Source organism: Allobosea sp. P2_B12, from assembly GCF_056404835.1.
Genome location: NZ_JBFUDG010000010.1, coordinates 52,129 through 65,710, shown reverse-complemented (window position 1 = coordinate 65,710; position 13,582 = coordinate 52,129). Strand labels below are relative to the sequence as shown.

Below are 13,582 nucleotides of genomic sequence, written 5' to 3'. Positions count from 1 at the left end.
CACAGATGCAGCGCCCTGCTGCTGGTGCGGCTCGCTCAGTAGAGCCCGATCCGTGCATCCCGAGGTTCTCCGTGAGCCAAGGGTCCTCGATATGCATCGTTATCGGGCGTTTTCCTCCTCTTGCGGCTATTGCGTGCAGGGTTTAGGTTTCATAGACGCCCAACGGATTAATCTAATAATGCTCGCAAAAAGAATATTTGCCGTATCCATTGTATTATTGCTCCATATGATAGGCCTCGCGTATTTAATGGCGATGCCATTTTTGCTATTTTTCTTTATAGAAAAATGGATCTATACCGTAGCAATTGGGGTAGCCATACTGATAGCGGGCCATCTTGTTAGCAACACATACAAAGAAGATATGGCGTGGGCGGCGCGCAAACTCAAATGGCCGATCGCTATCTTTTGGGTCGTATTCGCAATGATGATGATCTTCGGTGTTATAGCGGGGATCATGGACATCGACTTGAGCCCGTCGAAATAACGTTCATCGCGAACAGCCTTAAAGGCAGCAGGAGCGGCCTTGATGGATCGAAAGCTGATCGTCCGCTTTCTCGACGCGGCGACAAGATCCGCTCTCGACCCATTTCAGACACGCGTTAATCCAAGCTGCCGATCACCAAACTCCCGCTTCCTTCGACAACGACGTGAACTCCTCAATCGCAGCATCTTCGCTGAGAAATGAGCGTTCCCTGATGCGCTCCCCTCTATCAAAATAGAAGACGCTCCAGCGACCTCCCTCGTTGATAAGGCAGCAGCAATCTTCCCAAGCATAATTGTCAGAGGGAACGTCGATCTTCATCTTGAGCGGCGACTTGCGTGTCGGGATGATGGCTTTGAGTTCGTGCAACTTCATTCGAGCCCCCAAGTCAGCGCTCCGCTCACATTTATCGTGTCCGCTACCGACCCATAGACGACATGCTCCGCTGCTGTCTAAAGCGCGATTTGCCCAGTTCTCCCCCGACTGAGAGCGACTGTCCAAGTTTCCTCTTCCGCAAGGACTTCTGGACGGAGATGCCAAAGTTTGTTGCGCGCGGACTTGGTCTGGGAATGCGCCACGACAAAGCAGCCCAAGCTGATGGTCGGATCGCCCGCAAGCTCAATCAGCCAGAGCGGCTTGCCCGTCTCGCCTTCGCGCTCGATCACGAGGTCCTGGGGAATACCGTGGAGTTGCGCCCGCCAACTCGTGCCACTGTCGCCAACTCCGAAACTGACATAAGCGCCCTCGTCATGCTGCCCGATGAGAAGGCTGATCGGCAGCGAATTCAGGCCTGTTCTGCAGCTGCGAGCCCATGTGATCTGCGAATTCACCTTCATCAAAGTAAGAGCCGCAACTGGGTGATCAGCTGTGATAGCGCCCTCCCATCGCGAGTAGCGCCGGTCGGTGTGGCCGACCCACGAGCCATCGATCTCGATCCGCATTTTGATCAACGAAGCCATTTCATCACGATGCGGTAGAGTGGTGGCGGTCTCCAAATCTCCATCGCAGAAATCTGCGGCTCAACAATCCCCCTTGCTGCGGGTGGTGGGGTCGAGCTTGCGCTAACGACCCCTAGCCGCCGCCCGCTTATGCCTTCACACCCTGGCCCCGTCGCCGCGTCGCGGTTCAGAACAGCGCCGTCGGGGCGAGTTGCGCCACGAACATCAGGGCCAAAGCGGCCAGGCCGAGCGCTCCGCCGGTCCAGGCGAGCAGGCCGATGCCGGTGATGATCGCGGCCGAGGAGATCACGATCGCGATCTGCAGCAGGCCGGAGACGATGTCGTATTTGTCGTCGCGGGCGCTGGAGATGTCGCGCTGGGCTTCCGCCGCCTTGGCGCGGGCCATCAGCTCCTTGCGGCCCTCATTGGTCTCCGGCTCGGAATCGTAGCGGGCGATCGTCGCCTTCCAGCCATCGATGCGCTTCTGCAGCCGCTCGCGGCTGGTGGGGTCGGTGGCTCCGGCGAGATCGACCTCCATGGCCTCGGCCGCGGTGCGCAAGGTGGTGCCGCGAATCGTCTTGGCCTGGAAGAAGGCCCAGAGATTCGAGGCCTCGACATTCTTCGCCAGTGCATCCTGCTCGGCGTTCTTGCCGCCGATCTCGGAGAAGGCGAGCATCAGCGCGAGGATCGCGATGAGCAGCGCGACGCGCTTGTTGCCGCTCTGCGGGGCTTCGGTTTCGGTCGTCATGAATCACGCGGCTCCGTGCGATGGGAGCCGGGCTGTACGCTATTCCTCTGCGGCATCATACGGCTTTCTGCCGCGATCCGGAGGCCAGTGGGTTCAGCGCCCGGCGCGCGGATGAGCGGCGTCGTAAGCCGCCATCAGCCGTGTCGAATCGATCCGGGTGTAGATTTGCGTCGTCGAGAGCGAGGCGTGGCCGAGCAGCTCCTGGATGGCGCGCAACTCGCCGCCGCGTCCGAGCAGATGGGTGGCGAAGGAGTGGCGCAGCGAATGCGGGGTCGCCGAGGATGGCAGGCCGAGCGTACCGCGCAGGCCTTCGACCGCAAGCTGGATGATGCGCGGCGACAAGGGGCCGCCCTTGGCGCCGAGGAAGAGCGGGCCGTCCGGCGGCAGCCGCCAGGGGCAGAGGGCGATGTATTCGGCGATTGCGGTGACGACGACCGGCAGCACCGGGACCATGCGGGTCTTGCTGCCCTTGCCGAGGACGGTGAGCGTGTCGCCGGCGCTGATGGGGGCCTGCGCGCGCGTCAGCGAAAGCGCCTCGGAGATGCGCAGGCCGCAGCCATAGAGCAGCGCCAGCACGGCGGCGTCGCGGGCGAGGATCCATTGTTCGCGATCCTCGCCGGCACGGGTGTCGGCCTGCGTCACGGCTTTTGCCGCGCTGGCTTCGAGCGGGCGCGGCAGGGATTTGCCGATGCGCGGGCCGCGCGTCGCCGCAAAGGCGGCGGCCTTGAGCTTGCCGCTGCGTTCGCCGAAGCGGGCGAGCGAGCGCAAAGCGGCGAGCTGGCGCATCAGCGTGCGGTTGCCGACGCCGTCGCGGCGGCGCCGGCCGAGAAAGGCGCGCAGGTCCGCCGGTTTCAGCGCGGCGATGTCGGCAAGTGCGGGTTCTCCGCCGAGATGCTCGGTGATGAAGACGGCGAACTGCCTGATGTCACGGCCATAGGCTTCGAGCGTCTTGGGCGATAGCCGGCGCTCATGGGCGAGATGGCCAAGCCAGTCGCGGATCAGGCTGTCGAAATCGGTCACGTCGCGCCATCCCCGTCATGGTCGGGCTCGTCCCGGCCATCCACGTCTTCCTCCGTCGAGCGCTACGCCAAAGACGTGGATGCTCGCCACACGGGCGAGCATGACGGGTGCGCCTTAACGCCGAGCGAATCGGCGCCTGCTGAGGCAATCGGCCGCTACGTCTTCGGGCAGGCGAAGGGCATGAAGGTGCTGGCCATGCCCTGGTTCATGCCCATGATGACCATGACATTGGCGAGATTCAGTTCTTCGGTGCTGCGCGGGCAAACCTCGCCCTTGATGCTGCAGCCCGATGCCAGGAAGGCCTCGTGGCTGTCGAGGAAGGGCTGGCCGAGCCCCTTGCGCCCGAAACGGGCCAGCGCCTCGGCATAAGACTTGGTGTAGCGCTCGCATTTGATCGCGGGCCAGTTCTCAGGCGGGGCGGGCGCCTGTGCGAGGCTTGGCCCGGCCGTGGTGCCGACGAGGCTGGCCGCAAGGCCGAGGCTGGCCAGGTGAAGGAACATGCGCGTCATGGCTCTGTTTGCCGGGCGGATTGGTCGTGCGGCGGACATCATACCATCGGGCCCGGGGCAAGGCAGGCAGTGGTCGCTCTCTTCGACGTCTTTCGGGAAACCTTCATCCGGCCGCCGCTCACAGGGTTCCGGCCGGCTGCGCCTCGACTTTCGTCCAGGAAAAGCTTCGCCCGAAAGCCGTGAGCGGTTCCTCGACGAGGCGCGTGAGACCACGGCCCAGCAGGATCGTCGCGACCGTCGCCAGAATCGTCGCAGCCCATTGCAGCGGTGTCGAGATCCCGGGCTCCGCGCCCGTCATCAGATGATGGATGACGCCGGCGACCGGTATGTGAATGAGATAGATCGAATAGGAGTTGTCGCCCATGAAGCGCAGCCAGCGCGCCTCGAGCCAGGGCACTGCGCTCGGCGATACCGCCGCGCGCAGGATGAAGGCCGCTGCGGCAATGCCGAACACGCTGTGCGACAACGTGGCCTGCCAGTCGGTGTTCGTTGCGAAGACGGCATAGCCGAGGACGGCGACGAGACAGACGAGCGGCGTCGCCTCCAGAGTGCGGTCATAGCGCTTGGTACCGGCGATCTTGAACCAAAGAGCGCTCGCGATGATGCCGGCTGCCAGCGTATCCGCTCGTGCGAGAAGCAGGGGCAAAAACTCGAGAGGGTCTGCTCCCGACGCATTCATCTGGATCCGGTAGAACAGCGCGGCAGCAAAGACCATACTTGCGACGGGAACCACGAAACGTCGGGGAGTGAACACCAGCGCCGCGGGTGCGAAGAGATAGAACTGCTCCTCGACGGCCAGTGTCCATGTCGGAGAGAGCCAGTGCAGCCCGGTGCTCTGCCGCAGCGCGAAGAAGAAGTTCTGCGTGAAGGAGAGGTAGCTCCATGCCGGAACTCCGCCGGCATCCCCGGCCCATTCCGGCAACAGGGCGGCGAGCGCCAGGACGAAGAGCACGACGATCAGATAGGAGGGAACGGTGCGCAGCAGCCGGCGGATATAGAACGTCTTGAAGAAATTCGGTGCCTCCCGGCGCGTCAGGATCAAGCGGCCGATCAGGAAGCCCGACAGGACGAAGAAGGCATCGACCGCGATCGCGCCAAAGGAGAAGGCTTGGATGCCGTCTGGAATCTCCGCGAGATAATGCGATACGAGAACGGCGCTGGCGGCGAGCCCCCTGATTCCGTCGAGGGTCAACTGTCGTTCCGCTGCCATGACTGCTCTCCGCGCGCAAAAGTCATGCTAGGCGACGCGGTTTGATGTTTGGTTAAGTGCGGTTCGTTGCCGCTCTTGTCGCGAGAAGTGGATCGTGGCGGCTCGCTGGCGAGGGAAGATCACGAGTGACGAGCGAAGTGCGGAACAGCGCTGGCCAGAGCCACACGGTCGATGTGCTGATCCCGCTCGGGCTCGACCAGGCCTATAGCTATGCGGTGCCGCCCGGGCTCGTGCTCAAGCCGGGCGATATCGTGCAGGTGCCGCTCGGCCCGCGCGAGACGGTCGGTGTCGTCTGGGAGACCGGTTCCGGGCGCGGCGGCAATCTGAAGAAAGTCACCGGCAAGCTCGACATGCCGCCGCTCGATGCGGCGCTGATGAAGCTGGTCGACTGGGTCGCCTGGTACACGCTGGCGCCGAAGGGTTCCGTCCTGGCCTTGGCGTTGCGGCGCCCGCCGGACGATACGCCGGAGCGGCCCAAGCTTGGCATCCGGCTCGTCGGCGCGCCGCCTGCACGGATGACACCGGCGCGGGCGCGGGCCATCGCGGCGGCCGAGGGCGGATTGCTGACCGCCAAGAGCGCGCTCGCCGAGGCGGCCTCGGTCAGCGCGGCGGTGATCGATTCGCTCGTCGATGCCGGCACCTTCGCCGTCGAGCCGCTGCCGCGCGAAGCGGTAGCGGCCTTGCCCGATCCGGATCACGCACAGCCGGCACTGTCGGATGATCAGGCGGCTGCCGCGGCAGCGCTCGTCGCTTCGGTGAGGGCCGCGGCCTATGGCGTGACGCTGCTCGAGGGCGTCACCGGTTCCGGCAAGACCGAGGTCTATTTCGAGGCGGTGGCGGAGGCGATCCGGCTCGGGCGCCAGAGCCTGATCCTGATGCCGGAGATCGCGCTCACCGCGCAATTCATCGACCGTTTCGAGACGCGTTTCGGCGTGCGGCCGGGGCTGTGGCACTCGGCGGTGACGGGTCGCAAGCGCGAGCGCCTGCAGGCCGCTATCGCCAGCGGCGAGGCCAAGGTGGTGGCCGGCGCGCGCTCGGCGCTTTTCCTGCCTTACAAGGACCTCGGCCTGATCGTCGTCGATGAGGAGCATGAGGCCGCCTACAAGCAGGAGGATGGCGTCGCCTATCATGCCCGCGACATGGCGGTGGTGCGCGGGCGCATCGAGAACGCAGCCGTCATCCTGACCTCGGCGACCCCTTCGCTGGAGACCCGCGTCAACGCCGAGCGCGGACGCTACGTGCATCTCAAGCTGCCGGAGCGTTTCGGCGGGCGCAGTCTGCCGACGCTCGGCCTCGTCGACCTCAGGCAGGACAAGCCGCCGCGCGGACGCTGGGTCTCGGAGACGCTGGCGAAGGCGATCGCGGCCAATCTGGAGGCCGGCGAACAATCGCTGCTGTTTTTGAACAGACGCGGCTATGCGCCGCTGACGCTGTGCCGGGACTGCGGGCATCGCTTCCAGTGCCCCAACTGCTCGGCCTGGCTGGTCGATCACCGCTTTCGCCGCGCGCTGGTCTGCCACCATTGCGGCCATGCCGAACGCCGGCCGAACGAATGCCCGCAATGCCATGCCGCCGACAGCCTGACCGCTTGCGGCCCAGGCGTCGAGCGGCTGGCGGAGGAGGTCGCGACACTGTTCCCGCAAGCGCGCGGCATCGTGCTGTCGAGCGATTTTCCAGGGGGCACCGAGCGGCTGAAGCAGGAGCTCATGGCGGTCGCCTCGGGCGAATTCGACATCGTCATCGGCACGCAACTCGTCGCCAAGGGCCACAATTTTCCGGGCATGACGCTGGTCGGCGTGATCGATGCCGATCTCGGCCTGACCTCGGGCGATCCGCGCGCCGCCGAGCGCACCTTCCAGGTGCTGCGTCAGGTCACCGGCCGGGCCGGGCGCGGCGAACGGCCCGGCCGCGCGCTGCTGCAGACGCATGATCCGTCGCATCCCGTGCTGAAGGCTTTGGTCTCCGGCGACCCGGAGCGGTTTTATGCCGCAGAGGCGGCCTCACGAGAGGCTGCCGGGCTGCCGCCCTTCGGCCGGCTCGCCGGGTTGATCATCTCCGCCAGCAGCCAGGCCGAGGCCGAAGGTCATGCCCGAGCGCTGGCGCGCTGTGCGGAAGCGCCCGACGGCGTTACGGTTCTGGGCCCGGCGGAAGCGCCTTTGGCCGTGCTGCGCGGGCGCCATCGCATGCGGCTGATCGTGAAAACCGACCGGGAGGTGAACCTGCAGGATTACCTGCGCGCCTGGCTCAAGCGCGGTGGCAAGCCCAAGGGCTCGGTCAGGGTCGCGGTCGATGTCGACCCGCAGAGTTTTCTTTGAGCCGCCAGCTTCCTTTGAAAGACTGAAAGGACAGGCAAAACCGCGCCTTCGATCGGCATCAACGGATTGCGCACCCTAAAACCACATGCTAGTGCACCGCCACATTTAGGTCGCGAAGCCGTCTTGCCGGGTTCTCGTCCGTGATACATCGCAGCGCAGGGACATCGCACTCCACCTTCGTCAGAGGGTCGCCGGGTGCAGTCCTTTGAAACGAGAGATTTGACGCGTGGCTGAAGGCGGATCGCAAGGATCACTGGTTTCGGGCGTGGCCGGTCGCTACGCCACGGCCCTTTTTGAACTGGCCGAAGAGGCCAACGCCATCGACGCCGTCTCCACCGATCTCGACAGCTTTTCCGCGATGCTCGCCGAGAGCGAGGATCTGCGCCGTCTGGTCGGCAGCCCGGCCTTCTCCGCCGAGGAGCAGACCGCTGCGATCAAGGCGGTTCTGGCCTCCGCCAAGATTTCCGGCATCGCCGCCAACTTCATCGGCCTCGTCGCCACCAAGCGCCGCCTGTTCGCGCTGCCGGGCATGATCGCCGGCTACAAGGCGCTCGTCGCCGATGCCAAGGGCATCGTTAGCGCCGAGGTCACGCTCGCCGAGGCGCCCGCGCCGAAGCGTGTCGAGGAAATCCGCGCGGCGCTCGCCGCTGTCGCGGGCAAGGCCGTCGATGTCGCGATCAAGGTCGATCCGTCTCTGATCGGCGGGCTCGTCGTCAAGATGGGCTCCCGCATGGTCGACGCGTCGCTGAAAACCAAGCTCAATTCAATTCGTCTTGCCATGAAAGAGGTCGGCTGATGGAAATCCGCCCCGCTGAAATCTCCGCGATCCTGAAGGCCCAGATTTCGAACTTTGGGTCCGAAGCCTCCGTCACCGAGGTCGGCCAGGTTCTCTCCGTCGGCGACGGCATCGCCCGCGTCTACGGCCTCGACAAGGTCCAGGCCGGCGAGATGGTCGAGTTCGAGAGCGGCGTGCGCGGCATGGCGCTCAACCTCGAGAGCGACAATGTCGGCGTCGTGATCTTCGGTTCCGACCGCGAGATCAAGGAAGGCCAGACGGTCAAGCGCACCGGCGCCATCGTCGACGTGCCGGTCGGCAAGGAACTGCTCGGCCGCGTCGTCGACGCGCTCGGCAACCCGATCGACGGCAAGGGTCCGATCAAGGCCAAGCAGCGCTCGCGCGTCGACGTCAAGGCGCCCGGCATCATCCCGCGCAAGTCGGTGCATGAGCCGATGGCGACCGGCCTCAAGGCGATCGACGCCCTGATCCCGATCGGCCGCGGCCAGCGCGAGCTGATCATCGGCGACCGCCAGACCGGCAAGACCGCCGTGGCGCTCGACACGATCCTGAACCAGAAGGCCAATAACGACGGCACCGACGAGAACCAGAAGCTGTATTGCGTCTATGTCGCGATCGGCCAGAAGCGTTCGACCGTCGCCCAGTTCGTGAAGGTGCTCGAAGAGCGCGGCGCGCTGGAATACTCGATCGTCGTCGCCGCGACCGCGTCCGACGCCGCCCCGATGCAGTTCCTGGCGCCCTTCGCCGGTTGCGCCATGGGCGAGTATTTCCGCGACAACGGCATGCACGCCGTCATCATCTATGACGACCTGTCGAAGCAGGCCGTCGCCTATCGCCAGATGTCGCTGCTGCTGCGCCGCCCGCCGGGCCGCGAAGCCTATCCCGGCGACGTGTTCTATCTCCACTCCCGCCTGCTCGAGCGTGCCGCCAAGATGGGCGACGAGGCCGGCAACGGTTCGCTGACGGCGCTGCCGGTCATCGAGACCCAGGCCAACGACGTCTCGGCCTATATCCCGACCAACGTGATTTCGATCACCGACGGCCAGATCTTCCTGGAGACCGACCTGTTCTACCAGGGCATCCGCCCGGCGGTGAACGTCGGCCTTTCGGTGTCGCGCGTCGGCTCGGCCGCGCAGACCAAAGCGACCAAGAAGGTTGCCGGCAAGATCAAGGGCGAGCTCGCCCAGTATCGCGAGATGGCGGCCTTCGCCCAGTTCGGCTCCGACCTCGACGCGGTGACGCAGCGCCTGCTCAACCGCGGCGCCCGCCTGACCGAGCTTCTGAAGCAGGCGCAGTTCTCGCCGCTGAAGATGGAAGAGCAGACGGTCGTGATCTATGCCGGCGTCAACGGCTATCTCGACCCGCTGCCGGTCAACAAGGTCCGCGCCTTCGAGGACGGCCTTTTGGCTCTCGTGCGCGGCAAGCATGCCGATCTGCTCAACGAGATCGGCAAGACCAAGGATCTTTCGGACGCGAACGCCGCGAAGCTGAAGGAACTGGTCACGGATTACGCGAAGTCGTTCTCTTAAGGTTTCCCGTCATGGTCGGCCTTGTGCCGACCATCCACGCCTTGCCTCGATCGGGCAGCGCGCAGGTGGGATCAGGTGGGTGAAGACGTGGATGCCCGGGGCAAGCCCGAGCATGACGGGGTGAGAAAAAGCCTATGCCTTCATTGAAGGACCTCAGGAACCGCATCGCCTCCGTTAAGGCGACGCAGAAGATCACCAAGGCCATGCAGATGGTCGCGGCTGCCAAGCTGCGCCGGGCGCAGGCGGCGGCCGAGGCGGCGCGTCCCTATGCCGAGCGCATGGAGACGGTGCTGGCCAATCTGGCGTCAGGCGTTACCGGTTCGAGCGCGCCGCGCCTGATCGGCGGCACGGGCTCCGACAAGGTGCATCTGCTGGTGGTCTGCACAGCCGAGCGCGGCCTCTGCGGCGCTTTCAACTCGTCGATCGCCCGTCTGGCGCGCGACAAGGCGAATGCGCTCAAGGCCGAAGGCAAGACGGTCAAGATCATCTGCGTCGGCAAGAAGGGTTACGACATCCTGCGCCGGCAGTTCGAGAAGGACATCATCGAACTGATCGATCTGCGCGCCTTCAAGCAGGTCGGCTACGTCAATGCCGAGGGCATCGCCCAGAACATCCTGGCGCGCTTCGCCGCTGGCGAGTTCGACGTCGCGACGCTGTTCTTCTCCCGCTTCAAGTCGGTGATCTCGCAGATCCCGACGGCCCAGCGTATCATCCCGGCCGAGATTCCGGCGGAAGCCCCCAAGACCGATGCGGTCTATGATTACGAGCCCGACGAGAGCGAAATCCTCGAGACGCTGCTGCCGCGCAACCTGACGGTCCAGGTGCTGCGCGCCATCCTCGAGAACGCCGCTTCCGAGCAGGGCGCGCGCATGTCGGCGATGGATTCCGCCACGCGCAATGCCGGCGAAATGATCAAGAAGCAGACCCAGCTCTACAACCGCTCGCGCCAGGCGATGATCACCAAGGAACTGATCGAGATCATCTCCGGCGCGGAAGCGCTCTAATCGTCTAGCAATTAGGCCGGCATGCCGGCCACCCGACACGCTGTACCCGAGGTTCGAAACCATGGCCAAAGCCGCTACCAAGAAGACCGTCGCCGCCGAGAAGCCCGCCAATACCGGCACCGGCCGCATCGTGCAGGTCATCGGCGCCGTCGTCGATGTGCAGTTCGACGGTGAGCTGCCCGAAATCCTGAACGCGCTCGAGACCGACAATCTCGGCAACCGGCTGGTGCTCGAAGTCGCCCAGCATCTCGGCGAGAACACCGTCCGCACCATCGCGATGGACTCCTCCGAAGGTCTGGTGCGTGGCCAGTCGGTCACCGATACCGGCTCCCCGATCATGGTTCCGGTCGGCGACGAGTGCTTGGGGCGCATCATGAACGTCATCGGCGAGCCGGTCGACGAGGCCGGCCCGATCCTGACCAGCGCTCGTCGCGGCATCCACCAGCCGGCGCCGTCTTATGCCGATCAGGCCACCGACGCGCAGATCCTGGTCACCGGCATCAAGGTCGTCGACCTGCTGGCGCCTTACGCCAAGGGCGGCAAGATCGGCCTGTTCGGCGGCGCCGGCGTCGGCAAGACCGTGCTGATCATGGAGCTGATCAACAACGTCGCGAAAGCTCACGGTGGTTACTCCGTGTTCGCCGGTGTCGGCGAGCGCACCCGCGAGGGCAACGATCTCTATCACGAGATGATCGAGTCCGGCGTGAACAAGAAGGGCGGCGGCGAGGGTTCCAAGTGCGCCCTGGTCTACGGCCAGATGAACGAGCCCCCGGGTGCCCGCATGCGCGTCGCCCTGTCGGGCCTGACCGTCGCGGAAGACTTCCGCGACAAGGGCCAGGACGTGCTGTTCTTCGTCGACAACATCTTCCGCTTCACGCAGGCAGGCTCCGAAGTGTCGGCGCTGCTCGGCCGCATCCCGTCGGCGGTGGGCTACCAGCCGACGCTGGCGACCGACATGGGCAACCTGCAGGAGCGCATCACCACCACCAACAAGGGCTCGATCACCTCGGTGCAGGCGATCTACGTGCCGGCAGACGACCTGACCGACCCGGCGCCCGCTGCCTCCTTCGCTCACCTTGACGCCACGACCGTGCTGTCGCGCTCGATCGCGGAAAAGGGCATCTATCCGGCGGTCGACCCGCTCGACTCGACCTCGCGCATGCTCTCTGCCGCGATCGTCGGCGAGGAGCATTACAATATCGCCCGCCAGGTCCAGCAGATCCTCCAGCGCTACAAGGCGCTGCAGGACATCATCGCGATCCTGGGCATGGACGAGCTCTCGGAAGAGGACAAGATCTCGGTCGCCCGTGCCCGCAAGATCGAGCGCTTCCTGTCGCAGCCCTTCTTCGTCGCCGAAATCTTCACGGGCTCGCCGGGCAAGCTGGTCGCGCTCGAAGACACGATCAAGGGCTTCAAGGGCCTGGTCGAGGGCAAGTACGACCACCTGCCGGAGGCGGCCTTCTACATGGTCGGCTCGATCGACGAAGCCATCGAGAAGGCCCAGCGCCTGGCGGCCGAAGCGGCCTGAGACGCGTCATTCTCGGGCTTGCCCCGAGAATCCTGACGAGAGCACACTGGTTTTCGAGATGGTCGGGTCAAGCCCGACCATGACGAGCCCGGGAGAGAGTACCGATGGCCACCTTCAAGTTCGAACTCGTCTCGCCCGAGCGCATCCTGTTCTCCGGCGAGGTCGTCAGCGTCATCATCCCCTCGACCGAGGGCGAGATGACCGTGCTGGCGGGGCATGCGCCGCTGGTCGCGACGCTGAAGGCGGGTATCGTCTTCGTCCAGACGACCCAGAGCAACGGCAAGGAATTCTTCGTCAATGGCGGCCTCGTCGAGGTCAACCAGGCTTCGACGACGATCCTGGCCGAGCAGGGCCGTTTCCTCGAGGATGTGAACGGCGCCGTGCTCGATCAGGAAATCCTGACGGCCGAAACCAAGCTGACCGGTTCGCATGACGAGGACGAGAAGAAGCGCCTGCATGACGCGCTGGTTCAGCTGCGCGAGTTCAAGCACGTCTTCGAGCAGCGCAAGGCGGCTTGAGCCGCCACGCTCCTTCCAACTTTAAAGGCCGCGCAAGCGGCCTTTTTCATGCGTAGCTGATGAATTCCAGCAGCGAGCCGTCAGGGTCGCGGAAATAGACGCTTGTTCCCAAGCCGCCACGGCCGAAGCGCGGGACCGGACCAAGTTCGATCGCGACCTTCCGCGCCTCCAGATGTGCGATGGCGCCTGCAATCGGTCCCTCCCAGGTGAAGCAGAGGTCGCTGCCGCCGGGCGGCACGGGCCGGCGCGCGACTGGGACGGGTTTCAGACCCGGCCCATGGCAGTTCAATTGCGCGGAGCCGATGCGATAGACGTATCCTGCACCATTCGGCAGGACCTCGGCGCCGATCACGTCGCGGTAGAAGGCGTTCGAGCGTTCCCAGTCCGAGACGTGAATGACGCAATGATCGAAGCTGACGAGGCTCATGCAGTCTCCAGGGGCGGTCAGGTTGTCGGGATAACGGGCTGAGCGAAGCGTAAGAAGGCCTGTACGACGCGCTCATAGACCGGGCGCTTGAACGGCACGATGCGCAAGGGCATCTCGGCCAGGGGCAGCCAGGCCCATTCGGAGAATTCGGCCGGCGCGTCGCCGTTCGGGCGGGTGATGTCGAATTCGGTTTCGCTGCCGGTGAAGCGGAGGGCGACCCAGCGCTGGCGCTGGCCACGGAAGGCGGTCAGCCTGTGCGGTGGGCCGGCGTAGGCCGGAAAGTCGTAAGCCCACCATTCGTCGGTGGCGGCCAGGAACGTTGCGCTCGTCACGCCGGTTTCCTCGGCGAGCTCGCGATAGGCGGCCGCGACGATATCCTCATGCGCATCGATTCCGCCCTGCGGCATCTGCCAGTCGAATCCGGGCAGGACGATTTCCGGCCCGGCACTGTGCGAGCGGCCGGCGAAGACGCGGCCGTCCCCGTTGAACAGGGCGATGCCGACGTTGGGGCGGTAGGGGAGAGTTGTTTGCGTCATTCACATGGCTCGTCATGGTCGGG

15 protein-coding genes are annotated in these 13,582 nt (G+C 64.9%); 7 read left to right on the top strand and 8 right to left on the bottom strand.

Going from position 1 to position 13,582, the window contains the following annotated elements; genetic code table 11:
- The first annotated feature begins 52 nt into the window (after positions 1 to 52).
- On the top strand, positions 53 to 484 hold the full coding sequence (locus tag AC1DYU_RS20755) for a hypothetical protein (protein WP_476793269.1): 432 nt from the start codon (positions 53 to 55) through the stop codon (positions 482 to 484).
- A 132-nt stretch (positions 485 to 616) separates the two neighbouring features.
- Here the strand turns inward: AC1DYU_RS20755 and AC1DYU_RS20750 are convergent, their stop codons facing one another.
- The 6 genes from AC1DYU_RS20750 to AC1DYU_RS20725 form a co-directional block, all read right to left on the bottom strand.
- Complete coding sequence (locus tag AC1DYU_RS20750; RefSeq protein ID WP_476793268.1) at positions 617 to 856, bottom strand: hypothetical protein; 240 nt, start codon at positions 854 to 856, stop codon at positions 617 to 619.
- A gap of 77 nt (positions 857 to 933) precedes the next feature.
- Complete coding sequence (locus AC1DYU_RS20745; RefSeq protein WP_476793267.1) at positions 934 to 1,476, bottom strand: hypothetical protein; 543 nt, start codon at positions 1,474 to 1,476, stop codon at positions 934 to 936.
- A 130-nt stretch (positions 1,477 to 1,606) separates the two neighbouring features.
- Entirely contained in the window at positions 1,607 to 2,167 is a 561-nt protein-coding gene (locus AC1DYU_RS20740; RefSeq protein ID WP_158483328.1) for a DUF4337 domain-containing protein, read from the bottom strand.
- 93 nt (positions 2,168 to 2,260) lie between these two features.
- On the bottom strand, positions 2,261 to 3,187 hold the full coding sequence (locus AC1DYU_RS20735; protein ID WP_476793266.1) for a tyrosine recombinase XerC: 927 nt from the start codon (positions 3,185 to 3,187) through the stop codon (positions 2,261 to 2,263).
- A 155-nt stretch (positions 3,188 to 3,342) separates the two neighbouring features.
- Positions 3,343 to 3,687: a hypothetical protein gene (locus tag AC1DYU_RS20730; protein WP_158483326.1), complete on the bottom strand. Its 345-nt coding sequence runs from the start codon at positions 3,685 to 3,687 to the stop codon at positions 3,343 to 3,345.
- A 127-nt stretch (positions 3,688 to 3,814) separates the two neighbouring features.
- The gene (locus AC1DYU_RS20725) at positions 3,815 to 4,906 is read right to left on the bottom strand and encodes an acyltransferase family protein (RefSeq protein WP_158483325.1); all 1,092 of its coding nucleotides are present in this window, start codon (positions 4,904 to 4,906) and stop codon (positions 3,815 to 3,817) included.
- Positions 4,907 to 5,031: 125 nt separating this feature from the next.
- On the opposite strand from AC1DYU_RS20725, the gene AC1DYU_RS20720 reads away from it, so the two are divergent.
- The 6 genes from AC1DYU_RS20720 to AC1DYU_RS20695 all read left to right on the top strand — a co-directional run bounded on the left by AC1DYU_RS20720 (position 5,032) and on the right by AC1DYU_RS20695 (position 12,596).
- Positions 5,032 to 7,221 carry a primosomal protein N' gene (locus AC1DYU_RS20720; RefSeq protein WP_476793265.1) on the top strand — a complete coding sequence of 730 codons (2,190 nt, stop codon included), beginning with the start codon at positions 5,032 to 5,034 and terminating at the stop codon, positions 7,219 to 7,221.
- Positions 7,222 to 7,447: 226 nt separating this feature from the next.
- On the top strand, positions 7,448 to 8,017 hold the full coding sequence (locus tag AC1DYU_RS20715; protein WP_158483324.1) for a F0F1 ATP synthase subunit delta: 570 nt from the start codon (positions 7,448 to 7,450) through the stop codon (positions 8,015 to 8,017).
- Positions 8,017 to 9,546, top strand: coding sequence for a F0F1 ATP synthase subunit alpha (atpA, locus tag AC1DYU_RS20710; RefSeq protein WP_476793264.1), 1,530 nt, complete (start codon positions 8,017 to 8,019; stop codon positions 9,544 to 9,546). Before AC1DYU_RS20715 ends, atpA begins: the two co-directional genes overlap by 1 nt.
- A 134-nt stretch (positions 9,547 to 9,680) precedes the next feature.
- Positions 9,681 to 10,550 (top strand): F0F1 ATP synthase subunit gamma, encoded by an 870-nt coding sequence (locus tag AC1DYU_RS20705; RefSeq protein WP_476793263.1) that lies wholly within the window; start codon positions 9,681 to 9,683, stop codon positions 10,548 to 10,550.
- Between the two features lie 61 nt (positions 10,551 to 10,611).
- Positions 10,612 to 12,078, top strand: a complete 1,467-nt coding sequence (atpD, locus tag AC1DYU_RS20700; protein ID WP_476793262.1) for a F0F1 ATP synthase subunit beta — start codon at positions 10,612 to 10,614, stop codon at positions 12,076 to 12,078.
- Between the two features lie 104 nt (positions 12,079 to 12,182).
- Positions 12,183 to 12,596, top strand: coding sequence for a F0F1 ATP synthase subunit epsilon (locus AC1DYU_RS20695; RefSeq protein ID WP_476793261.1), 414 nt, complete (start codon positions 12,183 to 12,185; stop codon positions 12,594 to 12,596).
- A gap of 46 nt (positions 12,597 to 12,642) precedes the next feature.
- On the opposite strand, the gene AC1DYU_RS20690 is transcribed toward AC1DYU_RS20695, so the two are convergent.
- Both AC1DYU_RS20690 and AC1DYU_RS20685 read right to left on the bottom strand, forming a co-directional pair.
- Positions 12,643 to 13,023, bottom strand: a complete 381-nt coding sequence (locus AC1DYU_RS20690; RefSeq protein WP_476793260.1) for a VOC family protein — start codon at positions 13,021 to 13,023, stop codon at positions 12,643 to 12,645.
- Positions 13,024 to 13,040: 17 nt separating this feature from the next.
- Positions 13,041 to 13,559, bottom strand: a complete 519-nt coding sequence (locus AC1DYU_RS20685) for an RNA pyrophosphohydrolase (protein ID WP_476793259.1) — start codon at positions 13,557 to 13,559, stop codon at positions 13,041 to 13,043.
- Positions 13,560 to 13,582 lie beyond the last annotated feature (23 nt).